This window comes from Streptomyces sp. NPDC059256, assembly GCF_042753785.1.
In the GTDB taxonomy this organism is placed as follows: Bacteria; Actinomycetota; Actinomycetes; order Streptomycetales; family Streptomycetaceae; genus Streptomyces.
Map to the genome: position 1 here is coordinate 643,797 of NZ_JBHYZO010000001.1, position 16,234 is coordinate 660,030.

Here is a 16,234-nt window from a genome sequence, read left to right on the forward strand (position 1 = left end):
GTGCGGCCCGGTGTACGGGACACCGGGCCGGTCGTCCACCTCGGTCAGTTGACCTTGATCTCGTTGTAGACGGGGACGCTGAAGGGGTTCAGCTCCACGTTGGAGATGCGCGTCGAGTAGCCGGCGCTGCCGTTCTGGTACCAGAGCGGAATGGCGGCCATCTGGTCCCGTACGACCTCTTCGGCCTGCTGGAAGGTCTGCACCGCCTTGGCGGTGTCCGATTCGGCGTTGGCCTGGTCGACGAGTCGGTCGAAGTCGTCGTTGCTCCACTTGCCGTCGTTGGAGGAGGCGTTGGTGTAGTAGAGCGGCTGGAGGAAGTTCTGGATGAGCGGATAGTCCATCTGCCAGCCGGCCCGGAAGGGGCCGGGCATCTTGGACTGGGTGATCTGGTTGCGGAAGTCGGCGAAGGTGCCGATGGGGTTGCCGACGCAGGCGCGGTCGTTGCCGAGTGCGTTGTTGATGCTGTTGCAGACGGCGTCGACCCAGTCCTTGTGCGAGCCGGTGTCCGCGTTGTACGAGAGTTTCAGCGAGCCGCCGGGGATGCCGCCGCCCTCTTCGACCAGCTTCTTCGCGGCGGCGGGGTCGTATTCGCAGGCGTCGCCGCACAGGGTGTCGCTGAATCCGCCCTCCTCGCCGAGGACGGGCGAGGTCCAGTCCTTGGCGGGCGTGCGCGTCTTCTGGAAGATGGTGTCGGTGATCTGCTGGCGGTTGATGGCCCTGGAGAGCCCGGTGCGGAGCTTCTCGCTGTTCGGCCCGTTCCACGCGTCGTCGTAGAACGGGAAGGCGAGGGTCTGGATGATGCCCGCGGGCGTGTTGATGTAGCGGTCGCCGAGGTCGGCCTTGACGTTCTTCAACTGGGAGGCGGGGACGTCGTCGACGAGGTCCAGGTTGCCGGCGGTCAGATCGGTGTAGGCGGTGTTGTTGTCGGTGTAGACCTTGAGGTCGACACCGCCGTTCTCGGCCTTGTCCGATCCGGGGTAGTCGTCCCACTTCCGCAGGGACATCTGGGAGCCCCGGGAGTAGGAGTCCACGGTGTACGGGCCGTTGCCCACGGGCTTGGCGAGCCAGGAGTCATGGTCGTCGAAGAACGCCTGCGGCAGTGGGGCGAAGGCCGCGTACCCGAGGGTCTCCGGCCAGGTGGAGAACTTCTGGGTGAGCTTGACCGTGAAGGTGCGGTCGCCCGTGACCTTGAGGCCGGTCAGGGTCTTGGCGGTCGGCTGCCCCGAGTCGGGGTGGATCTTGTCGTAGCCCTCGATGTAGCCGAAGAAGTAGGCGTTGCGCTGGTTGTTGCGCAGGTCGGCACCGTAGTTCCAGGCGTCGACGAAGGACTTGGCGGTGATCGCCTCGCCGTTGCTGAAGGTCCAGCCGTCCTTGACGGTGATGGTGAAGTTGATCGAGTCGGTGGTGTCGATCTTCTCGGCGAGCATGTCCTGGGCTTCGCCGGTCTTGGGGTCGTACCGCTTCAGTCCCCGAAAGAGCATGTCGAGGACCTTGCCGCCCTGGACCTCGTTGGTGTTCGCGGGCTCCAGTGGGTTCTGCGGATCGCCCCAGGAGGCACTGACGATTCCGTCTGCGCCACCGCCGCCACCGCTGTCGCCGCCCCCGCCGCAGGCGGTCGCCGCAAGGGCGACCACGACCGCGCCTACGACCCATTTGGCGTGCGTGGCTCCACGCATGGAGTGCCTCCCATGTCCTAAGTCTCACTTAGAACGGATATCACCCTATTTAGGGTTATTCTGCACGCCAGCCGCGGCCGTCCGGACGAGTTCGCTCCGTCCGGACGGGTCAGAACGGCAGGAAGCCACCCGGTCGGCGGGGCACTCCGTCGCCAAGAAGTCGCCAGGAAGCCGACAGGAAAACGCTCCCTCGGGGGAAGGGGGAAGACACCCCGCCCGCGGCTCACCTCCCGCTGCGCGCGAGAGGCGAACCGACAGATGCGAGCGCCTCCCGGGGACGCACCCCTACGAGCCGACCGGCAGGGTGACCTCCCAGGTGTTCACCGCGAAGTGGGTCGTCATGCCGTGCGCCTCATAGAGCCTCAGGGCGCCCGTCTCATTGTCGGTGTCCACGCCGAGACCGATGCGGTCGCGCCCCAGTTCCGCGTACACCCCGAACGCATGGCGCAGCAGATGGCCCGCGACGCCCCGCCCCCGGAACTCCTTGCGCACACCCAGATAGCTGATCCACCCGGTGCTCTCCCGGTCGTTGCGGGTGATCGTCACGGCGACGTCACCCGTCCCGGGGAGGGAGGCGATCCACACCAGGGACCAGTCGATATGGGCCCCCCGGTCGGCGAGCCACTGCTCGTAACTACGGGTCTGGTGGTCGAAGTGGTCGGCGAACGTCTCCTCGATCAGCTGGTGCGCCAGCCTGCGATCGGACTCCTGCTCACAGGAACGCAGGGTGAGTCCCTGGCGCGGCTCGGGCACCTGGTCGACCGAGGGGGACAGCGTCCGGGTGAGTGCGTGGTAGCGGCGCACCGTGTGCCAGCCGCGATCGACCAGGATCGCCGGATCGAGGGTGGGACGCACATTGAGGTGCATATGGACGACGGCCTTCGCCGCGCCGTTGCCCGCGGCCCGGCGCACGGCGTGCGCCTCCATCAGATCGAGCAGCCGCTCCCCCGCGTCCTGTTCGCCGGGGCGTATGTACTGGTCCATATCGATGCGCTCGGCCCCGGAGTCGTCCCACATCAGCCCGTAGCCGACGAGTTCCCCGGCACGGAAGGCGAGCCAGGAGTTCTCCTCCAGTGCGGCTTCGGGGTGGGTGAGGTCAGCCTCCACCTCGTGCAGGTCCGTCTCCTCACGCCCGATCTCGGCGAGGTCCACGGCGTTGAGCAGTCGGCAGATCTCGGGCGCGTCAGAGGGGACGGCCGGCCGGACGGTCAGTTCTTCCATCCGCTCAGGGTCCGGTGCACGGCAGGGCCGGTGCAACGCGTTTTCCGCCCGGGAAAGCCCACCGGACCGGGCGCCCGTGGTCTTCCAGTCGCCCGCTGGCCAGCCGGGCCCCGCGGCGCCGTACCGGGCGGGAGCACGGCCTTCGGGGCGGGCCGGTGCCACGAGTCACCCCGGACACAGCGAAGGCCCCGGCCTCCTTGCGTGCTGGTGGCTGTCCGGGGCCTTCACCACACGGAACTCAGTCCGTGGTGTGGCTCTCCTCCAGCGCGACGAGCGCCGGGTCCATCACCACGTCCTCCTTGCGGGCCGCGATCGAGGGCGCCTCCGGGAAGTGGCACGCGGTCAGATGACCGTCGTCACTGCCGGCGATCTGCACCAAGGGCGGCTCGTCCGTCGCGCACTTGTCCTGCGCCTTCCAGCAGCGGGTGCGGAAGCGACAGCCGGACGGCGGCATGATCGGCGAGGGAACGTCGCCGTGGAGGCGGATCCGCTCCTTCTTCGAGGAGTCGACGTCGGCCTCGGGCACGGCCGAGAGCAGTGCGTGGGTGTAGGGGTGACGCGGCCGGGTGTAGAGGGATTCGCGGTCGGCGACCTCCATCACCTTGCCCAGGTACATCACGGCCACGCGCTGGGAGAAGTGGCGTACGACGGCGAGGTCGTGGGCGATGAAGAGGAAGGCGATCCCCAACTCGTCCTGGACCTTCTTGAGCAGGTTGACGACCTGCGCCTGGATCGACACGTCGAGCGCGGAGACCGGTTCGTCGGCGACGATCAGCTTCGGTTCGAGCGCCAGGGCCCGGGCCACGCCGATGCGCTGCCGCTGACCGCCGGAGAACTCGTGCGGGAAGCGGTTGTAGTGCTCCGGGTTGAGACCCACGGTCTCCAGCAGTTCCCGGACGCGCGCCTCCCGCCCACCGGGCGGGTTGATCCCGTTGACCTCCATCGGCGACTTGATGATCGTGCCGACGGTCTGCCGCGGGTTCAGCGACGAGTACGGGTCCTGGAAGATCATCTGGATCTCGGACCGCACCGGCGCCATCTGCTTGCGACTGGCGTACGTGATGTCCGTACCGGCGTAAGTGATCTTGCCGGCGGTGGGGTCCATCAGCTTGGTGATCAGCCGACCGGTGGTGGACTTGCCACATCCGGACTCGCCGACGAGGCCGAGGCTCTCACCGGCGTGGACCGTGAGGTCAACACCGTCGACGGCCTTGACCGCGCCGACCTGGCGCTTGATGGGGAAGCCACCGTAGATCGGGAAGTGCTTGGTCAGCCCTTCCACCGTGAGCAGGGGCTCACCGGTGGTCTTGGGCTTCTGTGTTCCCTGCTGCTGCGGCAGAGTGACGTTCTCGCTCATGTCTGCGTCTCCCTAGCCGAGCCGGGGCTTGATCTGATCGATGAAGATGGACTGCTTCTGGTCCCCCGTGAGGTGGCAGGCCGAAGCGCGCCCCTCGGCGAGCGCCGGGCGCTCGCCCGAGCACAGTCCACCGCTGACCTGGTCCTTGAAGACACAGCGCGGGTGGAAGGGGCAACCGGACGGCGGGTTGAGCAGGCTCGGCGGCGAACCGGGGATCGGCATCAGCGCCTCGTCGAGAGGGCTGGACAGACGCGGCATCGAGCTGAGCAGGCCCCAGGTGTAGGGGTGCTTCGGCGACTGGAGCACCTCACGGACGCTGCCGCGCTCCACGGCCCGGCCCGCGTACATCACCAGCAGGTCGTCCGCCATGTTGGCGATGACGCCCAGGTCGTGGGTGATGAAGATGATCGCTGAGCCCATCTCCTGCTGGAGTTCCTTGAGGAGATCGAGGATCTGGGCCTGCACGGTCACGTCGAGCGCGGTGGTCGGCTCGTCCGCGATCAGCAGATCAGGGTCGCAGATCAGCGCCATCGCGATCATGGCGCGCTGGCGCATGCCGCCGGAGAACTGGTGCGGGTAGTCGTTGAAGCGCGTCGCGGGCTGCGGGATGCCGACCTTGTCGAGCATCTCGATCGCCCGGGCCTTCGCCTCCTTCTTGGAGGCGCCGGTGTGCTTCATGTACGGCTCCGCGATCTGGCGACCCACCGTGTAGTACGGGGAGAGAGCCGTCAGCGGGTCCTGGAAGATCATCGCGACCTTGTTGCCGCGGAGCTTCTCCATCTGCCGCTCAGGAGTGTCCAGCAGTTCCTGGCCGTCGAGGTGGATCTCCCCGTCGATCGCGGTGGTCTTGCGGTTGTGCAGACCGAGGATGGTCAGGTTGGTCACGGACTTGCCGGAGCCCGACTCGCCCACGATGCCCAGCGTCTTGCCGCGTTCGACGTCGAAGGAGAGGCCGTCGACCGCGTTGACGATGCCGTCCTCGGTGGAGAACCGCACCCGCAGGTCGCGGACCGAGAGGAAGGCCCCCGGCCCGGTCGGGGCCGGTGTGTCTTCGGTCTTGGTCAGAGTGGTCACGGTCGTTCTCCTAGGCGAGGCGTACGCGCGGGTCGATGTAGGCGTAGGCGAGGTCCACGAGGATGTTCAGGAGCAGGATGAAGAAGGCTCCGAACAGCATCACGCCCATCGTCAGCGGCAGGTCCTTGTCCAGTGACGAGTTCACGGCCAGCCGTCCGATGCCCGGCAGGTCGAAGGTGAACTCGGTCACGACGGCGCCCGCGAGGAGGCCGCTGAGGTCCATGCCGAGAATCGTGACGATAGGCGTCAGGGAACCGCGCCAGGCGTAACGGAAGAATACGTACCGCTGCTTCATGCCCTTCGCGCGGGCCGTGCGGACGTGCTCCTCCTGGAGTTGCTCGATCATGGTCGAGCGCGCCATACGCGTGTACTGAGCGGTGAAGATGGTCGCCATCACGGCCCAGGGGATGAGCAGTCCGACCACCCAGCCGACCGGGTCCTCAGTGAACGGCACATACGACGGGTTCTCCATCCAACCCGTGCTGTAGACCATGATGCCGAGGACGATCGGGCCGAGGAAGTAGATCTGGAACGAGCTGAGCAGCATCGACGTGCCGCTGACGATCTTGTCGATCACCGTGCCGCGCTTCCAGGCGGCGAGCAGACCTGCACCGAGACCCAGGGTCAGGAAGATGACCAGGCCGCCGACGGTCAGGGAGAGCGTCAGCGGGAAGCGGTCCATGATCGAGTCCCAGACGAACTCGTTCGACGAGAAGGAGACGCCCAGGCACGGCGCGGGGCAGTGACCCACGGCGAAGTCCCGACCGGAGACGATCCCGCCCATGAACTCCCAGAACTGGGCGGTGATGGGCTTGTCCAGCCCGAGGTTCTCGCGGATGACCGCGATGTTCTCCTTCGTGCAGGTCTTGCCGCAGGCGAGTTCGGCGAAGTCCTGGGGAATTGTATAGAAAAGGAAGAACGTGAACGCAGCGATCAAGAACATGATCGCGACTGCGCCGGTCAACCTGCGGATGAGGAACTGAAGCATCTCGGGAGGCTGCTCTCTTGGGAAAGGCGGCGGGGGGTGACATACGTGGGCCCTTGGGGGTGCGCTCCGCCTGGCGCGCACCCCCAAGGATCATCCGTGCGGGGTTGTTACGGGTTGATCAGGTACAGGTCGTTGATGTCGATGTAGCTCGACTCAGTGCTGTACTTGGCGCCACCGACGTTCGAGCCGGAGAGCTGGATCTGCTTCGAGTAGTAGACCGGAGCAGCCGGGTTGATCTCCTCCACGATGCGGTGGTGGATCTCCTCCCACTTCTTGGCAGCAGCCTCGGGGGACAGCTTCAGGGCCTCGTCGATGCCCTTGGTGACCTGCTCGTCCTTGATGTGCGAGTAGTTCGAACCACCGTCGGCGACCAGGTCACCGTCGTAGACCGGGGTCACGACCGTGGCCGGGGACGGCCAGTCCTGGCCCCAACCGGTCATGTAGAGGTCGAAGCTGTTGTTGACCTTGCCGATCTGCTCGTAGAACGAGGCGCGGTCGATCTCCTTGGCCTGGACGTCGAAGCCGACGGCGTTCAGGGCCTCCTTGATGATGACCATCTGCTTCTGCCCACGCGGGGTGTTGGAGTACGCGTAGCTGAGCTTCGTACCCTTGGCGACGCCCGCCTCCTTCAGCAGCTGCTTGGCCTTCGCGGGGTCACCGTTGGGCTTCTTCTGCTTGCCGAAGGGGTCGTACGCCGGGTCGTAGCCGGGCAGGGTCGGCGCGAACAGACCGCCCGCCAGTTCGCCGCCGTACTTGCCACCGTCAGCCTGGATCATGCGCTGGTTGGGCAGCGCGTAGGTGATGGCGTCGCGGACCTTCTTGTCCTTCAGCCGGTCCAGGTTGAAGGTCATCTGCCACACGTAGGGCTGGTAGCCCTTGACCGTGCGCTTGTTGACCTTCGCGTTGGTGATGACGTCACGCATCTGCGCCGGGTCGACCGAGTCCGTGAACTGGATCGCGTTCTTCGCATCGCCCTGGTCAGCGATCAGACGCTTGGTCTGGCTGGGCTGGTCGATGGTGGTGGTGAAGTTGTAACCGTCGACGTACTGGTGGCGGACCGCGTCGGTCTTCGGGTCCCAGTTGGTGTTCTTCACCAGCTTCATCGACTTGCCGGCCTTGTACTCGGCCAGCTTGTACGGGCCGAGCGCGGCGGGAGCCTTGTCGTACTTCTCCTTCGTGTCCGCCTTCGCGGGCACGATGCTGTAACCGGCCATGGCCAGCGCCTGCGGGAGGTCGGGCTGCGGGTCGGTGAAGTTGAAGACGACCGTCTTGGCGTCCGGCGTCGCGAGCACGGTGTCGGGCAGGTGCTTGCCCTTGTAGGGGCCGTCCGGCAGCGCGTCACGGTACTTCGCACCCGAGAGCCAGGTCTGGACGAAGGTGGGACCGTCGAAGATGACCTTCGAGTACAGACGCTCGATGGTGTGGCGGACGTCGGCAGACGTGATCACGTTGCCCTTGTCGTCCTTGACGCCGTCCTTGAGCTTGAACGTCCAGGTCTTGCCGCCGTTGGACGACTGACCGGAGTCGGTGGCAACGTCACCGACGACCGTCAGGTTGCCCTTGTCGTCCTCCTGGAAGTTGGTCAGGCCGCGGTGGATCAGGTTGGAGAACTGACCGGCGTCGCTGACGTAGATCTGACCCGGGTCCATGTGGCTCAGGTCGGACTGCATGTAGACATTGATGGTGCCGCCGTTCTTGGCACCGGGCACCGGGGCCGCGGGTCCGTTGGACGCGGCAGCGTCTCCGTACTGAACCGGCGTGGACTGCGCGGCGGCGTCCTTCTTGGACTTCGACTCGTCCTTGGTGGAACCGCTGTCCTTGGAGCAGCCGGTGAGCGCCAGGGAGCCGGCCGCGGCGGCGACGACTATGACGCGCGCTGAGCGCGAACGAATGGGCTTCATGATGCTCGATGCACCTACCTGTCCTTTGTCATTCATCAAGAGCTGCCTGACCGTCCGGTTGCCCGGCGCGAGGGCGGCAGCCACCCTCGCCCTTGGACGTCACCGTCCGGTCTTGGGGTCGAACGCGTCCCGGACCGAGTCGCCGAGAAGGTTGAACGCAAGGACGAACACCACCATGGCGACGCCCGGGAAGAACATGAACGCCGGGTTCTGCTCGTAGATCTCAGATCCCGTGGCGAACATCCGGCCCCAGTCGGGGGTCGGCTCCACAAAGCCCACGCCCACGTACGAGAGGAAGGCGATGGTCAGGATGGAGCTGGGCAGCTGATAGGTGCCCTGGACCAGAATCGGGGTGACGATGTTGGGCAGGATCTCCTTGCGGACGATCCGCCACCGGGAGGCGCCGGAGACCTTGGCGGCCTCCACGAACTCCCGCTCACGCAGGGACAGTACGGAGCTGCGCACCAGACGGGCCATGCCCATCCAGCCCAGGAACCAGAGCACGAGGATCATCACGACCGCGCGCAGATAGGTGGGCGTCTCGTCCGTCGGGGAGACGAACAGCGCGGTGACCACGGGCATGAAGGCGATGAAGAACAACTGGCTGGGGAAGGCCAGGAAGAAGTCCGTGGTCCGTCCGAGCCAGTAGTCGACCTTGCCACCGAAGTAGCCGCTCACCATGCCGATGACCACGCCCGTGAGGACACAGAGGAAGGTGAGCACGAGCGCCATGTACAGCGAGGTGCGCATCCCGTAGAGCAGCATGGTGAACACATCGCGACCCAGGTTGGGCTCGACGCCGAACCAGAAGTCTCCGGAGATGCCACCGAAGGCTCCTACAGGCAGGGAGAACTCATCAAGGAGCCCCTCATAGCCTGGTTTGTCCGCATAAAGCGTGTACGGGTCCTTGCCGTACAGCTTGGAGATCACCGGAGCCAGCGCGGAGACGACGAAGAAGAGGATCACCACTACGGCGGAAACCACGCCCACGCGGTCGCGCTTGAAGCGCATCCACATCAGCTGGCCCGGCGAACGGCCGGTGAGGTTCACGCCGTCGGCAGCGTCGTTCTTGGTCGCGGTGTCTTTGTCCAAGGCGACGGAGGCGGTCGAGGCCTCAGTCTCGATTGGACTGGTCATGATGTGTCCATTCACGGGTGTCGGGTGACCCGCGGTCCTGCGCACGGCGACTGGGACGGCCGGGTGTTGTACACCCGTACGTCAGAGCCACCGCATGACGATCCCCCAGTCGGCCAGCCCTCAGTGGGCGTGACCGTACTGCCTCGTGCCCATGGATCTACCCACGGACAAAATGGCCGGAAAGTGCGTCAATAGGGATTGATTCCACCCTCAGGATCGCGAGCCGAGCGGTTGACCGGGGCTCAGGATCGGTGGCCGCCGCCGTCGGCGGCAAAACCGGATGGAATGCGCTGGAAACCGGCCGTACACGGCATCGGTGACGACCCGACCCCACTGGCGCTCGTGGCACCGCGCATGGGTTCCTCCTCATGAGTCCACGTGTTCACTGCAAGGTTGGGCACATGACACCCGCCGACACCCCTGACGGCGAAGAGCTGTACCCCGTGTGCTCGTGAGTCGGCGCTCCCCACAGCGCATGACCCGTTGACCCGAGCTCAGTGAAGCCAACTATTGGGTAAGTTCGGGCCGTAAACCACACTTAAAGCATCTCGTTTTGGCAACATCAGCGAGGCCCCGAGGACCAAAATTCGGACAAAGGGATCGCAGACAGACACACTCGAAACGGACTGTTAATACAGGTTTCCGGTGAGCTACGCCCGATAGTCGGACGTAGTTGAGAGGAAAACCTGTTGACGGACGAGCCCCCGCCGGTGGTCCAATCCCACAGTTTCCCACGCATGGGGTAGAGGCAAACGGCCCGGGTCGCCGCTCTTGAAGATCGCCGGCTCAACCCGTCATTCTCGGCCGGCCCGCTCCTGGATCGAAGCCCTCGGGGCGGCCAAAACCTACGGACGAGCCTCGGCACACTCACCCGCGTGGCACGGGGGCGGGACGGAAGGTGTCCCCTGGCGGCGCGACAGTGACCTGGGGGACGAGGGATGCCTTTGGGGCGTACGAGCCCCAGGAGGGCTATGTGAGGGCTCTCCAGCCCCCTTCCCGCCCCGGGGGGCTGGTCCGGGTGCCGGCCGGGCCCAGCTCGACCCCATGAATCATTGCCGCCACCCGCGATCCGAATCGCCGTCCCAGGTTGCGTAGCGGAGGAGATCGCCCCGATCCGAGCCCGCGCACTCTGCGAAATGGACCGTCAAGGTCAAGAACAGGACGACGCACAACGGCGTGAAATTGCCCCCGCCCTTTCCTCTGCAGTCCTCTGCAGTGGGACATGACAGAGAGCGACAGTGTTGTGACCCAAGGCGAAGGGGTCTCGATTCTTCTCCTGCGACGTCGCAAGACCGAGAGCGATGGCGACGCCGAGCGCACCGCCACCTCCGGGCGGCAGAACAAAGGCAGCGACGAAAGCAGGCCAGAGGGGACAACGACGCAACGACGCAACAAGGTCGCAGCGAAGCCAGACGACAAAACGGCCGGGTACGACCACGAAGGTCGTACCCGGCCGTTTCAGACCGTCCGGGGAAAACGGGCTCCCCCGCGTGCTCTTGGGCTCCCATGGATCAGGCCGAGCGGATCACACCGAGCAGGATCCGAAAGGAGGGGCCGGTCTTAGCCGTGCTTGGCGCGGGAAGCCGCACGAGCGCGCTCGCGCCCGTCCAGCTTCACCTTGCGGATGCGGACCGCCTCCGGAGTCACCTCGACGCACTCGTCGTCGCGGCAGAACTCAAGGGACTGCTCCAGCGAGAGCTTCCGCGGCGGGACGATCGCCTCGAAGGAGTCCGCCGAGGAGGAGCGCATGTTGGTGAGCTTCTTCTCCTTGGTGATGTTGACGTCCATGTCGTCGGAGCGGGAGTTCTCTCCGACGATCATGCCCTCGTAGACCTCGGTGCCCGGCTCGGTGAAGAGAACACCGCGCTCCTGGAGGTTGGTCATCGCGAACGCGGTGACGGAGCCCGAACGGTCCGCGACCAGCGAGCCGTTGTTCCGCGTGGTCAGCGTGCCGAACCACGGCTCGTGACCCTCGTGGATGGAGTGGGCGATACCGGTACCACGGGTGTTCGTCAGGAACTCCGTGCGGAAGCCGATCAGACCACGGGACGGAACGACGAACTCCATCCGGACCCAGCCCGAGCCGTGGTTGGACATGTTGTCCATCCGACCCTTGCGGACGCCCATGAGCTGGGTGACCGCACCCATGTGCTCCTCGGGAACGTCGACCGTCATCCGCTCGACGGGCTCGTGGATCTTGCCCTCGACCTCCTTGGTGACCACCTGCGGCTTGCCGATGGTCAGCTCGAAGCCCTCACGGCGCATCTGCTCGACCAGGATGGCCAGCGCCAGCTCACCACGGCCCTGCACCTCCCAGGCGTCGGGGCGCTCGGTCTCCAGGACGCGGAGCGAGACGTTACCGACCAGCTCGCGGTCGAGGCGGTCCTTCACCTGCCGGGCGGTGACCTTGCGGTCCTTGACCGCGGCCTTGTTCTCAGCGCCCTTGCCCGTACCACCACGGCCGACCAGCGGCGAGGTGTTCGTACCGACGGTCATGGAGATGGCCGGCTCGTCCACCGTGATCAGCGGCAGCGCGATCGGGTTCTCCGGGTCGGCCAGCGTCTCGCCGATCATGATGTCGGGGATACCGGCGACGGCGCAGATGTCGCCCGGGCCCGCCACCTCGGCGGGCTTGCGGGTCAGGGCCTCGGTCATCATCAGCTCGCTGATGCGGACGTTGGCCATGGTGCCGTCGCGCTTGATCCAGGCCACGGTCTGGCCCTTGCGCAGCTCGCCCTGCTCCACGCGCAGCAGCGCGATGCGGCCGAGGAAGTTGTCGGCGTCCAGGTTGGTGACGTGGGCCTGGAGCGGCGCGGACTCGTCGTACTCGGGCGCCGGAACCGTCTGCAGGATGGTGGAGAAGAACGGCTCCAGGCTGTCGCTGTCGGCCGGGACCGTCCCATCGGCGGGCTTGGTCAGCGAGGCGACGCCGTCACGGGCGCAGGCGTAGACGATGGGGAACTCGATCTGGTCCTCGTCGGCGTCCAGGTCGAGGAAGAGGTCGTAGGTCTCGTTGACGACCTCGTCGATCCGGGAGTCAGGACGGTCCGTCTTGTTGATGCAGAGAATGACGGGCATCCGGGCCTGGAGGGCCTTGCGGAGGACGAAGCGGGTCTGCGGCAGCGGACCCTCGGAGGCGTCGACCAGCAGGACGACCGCGTCGACCATGGACAGACCACGCTCGACCTCGCCGCCGAAGTCGGCGTGACCGGGGGTGTCGATGATGTTGATCGTGATGGGCGCACCCCCCGCCTTGGGGTGGTACTTCACCGCCGTGTTCTTGGCGAGGATCGTGATGCCCTTCTCACGCTCCAGGTCGTTCGAGTCCATCACCCGGTCGTCGATGTGCTGGTGGGCGGCGAAGGCGCCGGCCTGCTTCAGCATGGCGTCGACCAGGGTGGTCTTGCCGTGGTCGACGTGGGCGACGATGGCGACGTTACGGATGTCGTGGCGCGTGGGCATGACTGGCTGGCGCTTCTCTCGATCGTGGGATGCGGCGTTTTCCTCTGTACGCCCCGCCGAGGCAGACGCGCCACGGCTCTGTCCCATGGTACGGGGCTGTTGCGTCCGGGGCTTCCCGGACCAATGCGAGAGGGAGTTCCGCAGGTGGGGCGGGGCCGTCCACGCGGAATCGGGGCGCCGGGATCGTCGACCGGGTTGAACAAGGGTCAAGGGGTGGACATGATCTTGCCCGCCGGTGGTTCCGGCGGGCAAGGGAGTTGAGGGGACTCTGAGGTTGTGGCGATCGCCCTGGGGCCGTTGACCGCCTGATCAGCGGTCGCACGGTACGGAAACGACAGCCCCGAGGGTCACCCGGCAGGTTCGGCTGCGGTCCCCTCGGCCGCGCGGGTACGGGCGGGCTCGGGCTGCTCCTGCGCCTGCTCCCCGGGGGCCGCGGGCCCCCGCGCCGGTACGGATCCCTTGGCGAATCCGATGTCCTGGTAACGCGGGGTGGCGAACCCGAACGCCCCCGCATTGCGGACGCTCGGCTTGGCGGCGACCAGTTCCGGGCGCTGATAGAGGGGAATGGACCCGGCCGCGGCCCAGATCCGGGCGTCGGCCCGCCGCATCAGATCGCGGGCGGTGTCCTCGTCGAGTTCTGCGGCGGCCTGGTCGAAGAGCTGGTCGATGTGGTCCGTACCGACGCGGGTGTAGTTCTGCTCGACCAGGAGGGATCCGTCGCTCGCGGGCTCTGGCTTGGCGTAGATGGGACGGGCGTCGGTCGCGGGATATGCGGTGGCGGGCCAGGAGTAGAGCGCCAGGTGGTAGTTCCCCGAGGCAATGTGGTCCCGGAAGTAGCTCTCGTCGGCGACCTTGACGATCTCCGTCCGGATGCCGATCCGGTCCAGCATCCGCGCGATCTTGTCACCGACCGCACGGAGTGCCTCCGATCCGGGGCCCGACGGCAGGACGAATCGGAGGGAGAGCGCCTTGCCGTCCTTACCGAGCCGTCCGCCCGCGGCGACCGGAGCCGCCGTACCGGCCGGGGCATACGCCCCCGCCCGGCCGCCCGGCTGGCGCTGCATCTCGGCGGCACCGTCCGCTCGGCGCTGCATCGACAGGTCCTGGAAGTCCACCGGAGCGGGGGCGAGGACATGGGTGCGGTCGGTGCCCATGACCGTGGCACCCATGTCCTTGGCCTTGCCGTCCTTCTCGTCACCGACGATGTAGAGCCCCTCGCTGGAGGGGGTGTCCGCCGTCTGGTCCTTCGCCTTCGCAGCGCGCCCGTCCTTGGCCTTGCCGTCGAGGGCTCCGGCCGATGTGTCCTTGGCGTTCGGGTTCTTCCCGTCTCCGGGGGCTTCCTCTGCGGGCACCGTGGCCGCACCGGGCGGGACGTCCACCCGTTCGCCACCGGCCTTGGCGGGCTCCGGCTTCGTGAGTGCGCCGCCGGGCACCCAGCCGGCGTCGGCGAGGAGCGCCTGGGCCTCCTGGGTGTTGTGCTCGCCGAGCGCCCCGCTGTTGTCGGTGTAGGCGCGCTGACCTGCCAGAGCCAGATGGCTGCCGGGCGGGACGGCGGGGAGCCCGAGCGGACGGAGCACCGTCTCGGCGAGTTCCTTGCGGTCCAGCGCCCGGGCGACGGCACGACGTACCCGGTCGTCGGCGAGCGGCCCTGTCTCGCCGTTCAGCGCGAGTTGGGTGAAGGCAGGCTCCAGGGACTTGCGGACCACGTAGCCGGTGAGTCCCTGCTGCTCACTCGCATAGACCTCGATCGCACGCGTGGTGCGCAGGCGGGCGGCCTGGGCCTTCTCGGCGGCTTCGGGGTCGGAGCCATGGGCGAGCGCCCAGGACAACAGGGCGTCGGACGGGGTGACGCGGGCGCCCGGACCGTGGGCGAGTTCCCGGGCGCTCCGCGCGGCTCTCTGCTCGGCGTTGGCCGCGGACTCCGCTCCTTGCGCGGGCGGTTGACCGGCGGTGCGCTGGCGGGCAGCGCCTCCGGCGCCTTCTCGACGCTGCTGGCCTGCGGCTCCCTGCTCACGCTTGGCCAGGGCGATGCGTTCCGCCGTACCGCGGTCGATCTCGGCGATGTCCACCCTGCCCGCGGCGAGGGCGGCGGCCCGTTCGGCCCGTGGCACGGCGGTGAACTGCAGACGGTCCAGCTTGGCCGGCTCGCCCCACCAGCGGGGGTTGCGTTCGAGGACCGCGGTGCCGGCCTTGCGGTCAACCGCGCCCAGCCGGAAGGGCCCCGCGGTGGCCTTGAGGGTCTTGCGCGCACCGTCGTTGAAGGCATTGGGGCTCGCGGTCACCTCCTTCGGGTACAGCGGTGTGAAGAGGGACTGCCAATCTGCGTAGGGCTTCTTGAAGGTGACCTTGACCTCCAGGTCGTTGGCGCCCTTCTGGATCTCCTCGATGCGCTCGTACCCCGCATTGCGCGCGGTCCAGTAGGCGGTGTCGCGACCGCTGAGCGCGCGCCACTGGGCGGCGAAGTCGGGGGCTCCGATCTCCCGGCCGTCGCTCCAGACCGCTCGTTGGTTGAGCTTGTAGAGCACTACCTGCTTGGGTTCCCGGGCAACGATCTTCGCGGATTCCACATAGTCGGGATTGCGCTGGGGGCGACCGTTGCTGTCGAGGGTGAAGAGGGCGGGGAGCACGGCTCCGGCGATCCGGGAGGTCGCTGCGTCGGCGTCCGCCTGGAAGGTGTTCAACGTGGTGGGCACGGCGTCGATCGCCCATCTCAAGGTGCCGCCGTGGCCGATGTCGCCGCGCGCCGTCTGGGCGATGTCCTGGGGCACGACTTGGCCGCTGCCCCCGGAGTCGTCCGTGGTGCAGCCGGTCAGTACCGGCAGGACGAAGGCTCCGCAGACGAGGAGTGCGAGGGGGCGGCTCGCCCGGTGGGCACTGCTGGATGAGTGGTGTTGCCGATTGCTCGGCCGTGGCCCTTCCGACGCGGACGAAACAGATGCGAACGAAGCAGACACGGAAGAAACAGATGCGGAAGAAACAGATACGGACGGAGCATCCGGGCGGGGTCCGGCTGCTGATTCCGGTTGGGTTCGCGGGGCGTCGACCGGCGAGCGCCGTTCGCCGTTCGCGGGTGCCGTGTCGGCGGTCGGCAAGGAGATGGGCCCGGCCGTCCCCGCCGAGGCTCCGGCGGTGGGCGCGGAGTGCTCCGAAGGCTCGGCGGCCCCGGAGGTCCTGGCGGCCAGGAAAGTCCGGGAGCGGGCCCTTCCGCTCGGCTCGTCGGCCTGGGGCATGAGCTTTACCTCTTCATCCTATTTCATGGAATTTGGGATGATCACACCGATTCCGGCTCACTGAAGTGGAGAGGGAGCGTCCGAGGGCGCAGACACGGCGCCGGCGCCCCGAAAAGTCACTCGTGCGGCGCAATGTGCGACTCAGCGCAACCAGAAATTTCCCAAGAAAACTGCAAAATAGGGGCAAA

The 16,234-nt window shown here is 67.0% G+C and carries 9 protein-coding genes; all 9 read right to left on the bottom strand.

Annotation, left to right across the window (positions count from 1 at the left end):
* Positions 1-44: 44 nt before the first annotated feature.
* The 9 genes from ACFXJL_RS02755 to ACFXJL_RS02795 all read right to left on the bottom strand — a co-directional run bounded on the left by ACFXJL_RS02755 (position 45) and on the right by ACFXJL_RS02795 (position 15,638).
* On the bottom strand, positions 45-1,676 hold the full coding sequence (locus ACFXJL_RS02755) for an ABC transporter substrate-binding protein (RefSeq protein WP_384631386.1): 1,632 nt from the start codon (positions 1,674-1,676) through the stop codon (positions 45-47).
* A 285-nt stretch (positions 1,677-1,961) separates the two neighbouring features.
* Positions 1,962-2,897 (bottom strand): GNAT family N-acetyltransferase, encoded by a 936-nt coding sequence (locus tag ACFXJL_RS02760; protein ID WP_358876178.1) that lies wholly within the window; start codon positions 2,895-2,897, stop codon positions 1,962-1,964.
* A 238-nt stretch (positions 2,898-3,135) separates the two neighbouring features.
* Positions 3,136-4,254, bottom strand: coding sequence for a dipeptide ABC transporter ATP-binding protein (locus ACFXJL_RS02765; protein WP_358876179.1), 1,119 nt, complete (start codon positions 4,252-4,254; stop codon positions 3,136-3,138).
* Between the two features lie 12 nt (positions 4,255-4,266).
* Positions 4,267-5,328, bottom strand: coding sequence for an ABC transporter ATP-binding protein (locus ACFXJL_RS02770; protein ID WP_358876180.1), 1,062 nt, complete (start codon positions 5,326-5,328; stop codon positions 4,267-4,269).
* Positions 5,329-5,338: 10 nt separating this feature from the next.
* On the bottom strand, positions 5,339-6,316 hold the full coding sequence (locus ACFXJL_RS02775; RefSeq protein WP_358876181.1) for an ABC transporter permease: 978 nt from the start codon (positions 6,314-6,316) through the stop codon (positions 5,339-5,341).
* A gap of 107 nt (positions 6,317-6,423) precedes the next feature.
* Positions 6,424-8,217 carry an ABC transporter substrate-binding protein gene (locus ACFXJL_RS02780; protein ID WP_384688635.1) on the bottom strand — a complete coding sequence of 598 codons (1,794 nt, stop codon included), beginning with the start codon at positions 8,215-8,217 and terminating at the stop codon, positions 6,424-6,426.
* Positions 8,218-8,316: 99 nt separating this feature from the next.
* Positions 8,317-9,354 carry an ABC transporter permease gene (locus ACFXJL_RS02785; protein ID WP_358876183.1) on the bottom strand — a complete coding sequence of 346 codons (1,038 nt, stop codon included), beginning with the start codon at positions 9,352-9,354 and terminating at the stop codon, positions 8,317-8,319.
* A 1,560-nt stretch (positions 9,355-10,914) separates the two neighbouring features.
* Positions 10,915-12,816 carry a translational GTPase TypA gene (typA, locus tag ACFXJL_RS02790; protein WP_358876184.1) on the bottom strand — a complete coding sequence of 634 codons (1,902 nt, stop codon included), beginning with the start codon at positions 12,814-12,816 and terminating at the stop codon, positions 10,915-10,917.
* Between the two features lie 347 nt (positions 12,817-13,163).
* Complete coding sequence (locus ACFXJL_RS02795; protein WP_384689136.1) at positions 13,164-15,638, bottom strand: ABC transporter family substrate-binding protein; 2,475 nt, start codon at positions 15,636-15,638, stop codon at positions 13,164-13,166.
* Between the last annotated feature and the right edge of the window lie 596 nt (positions 15,639-16,234).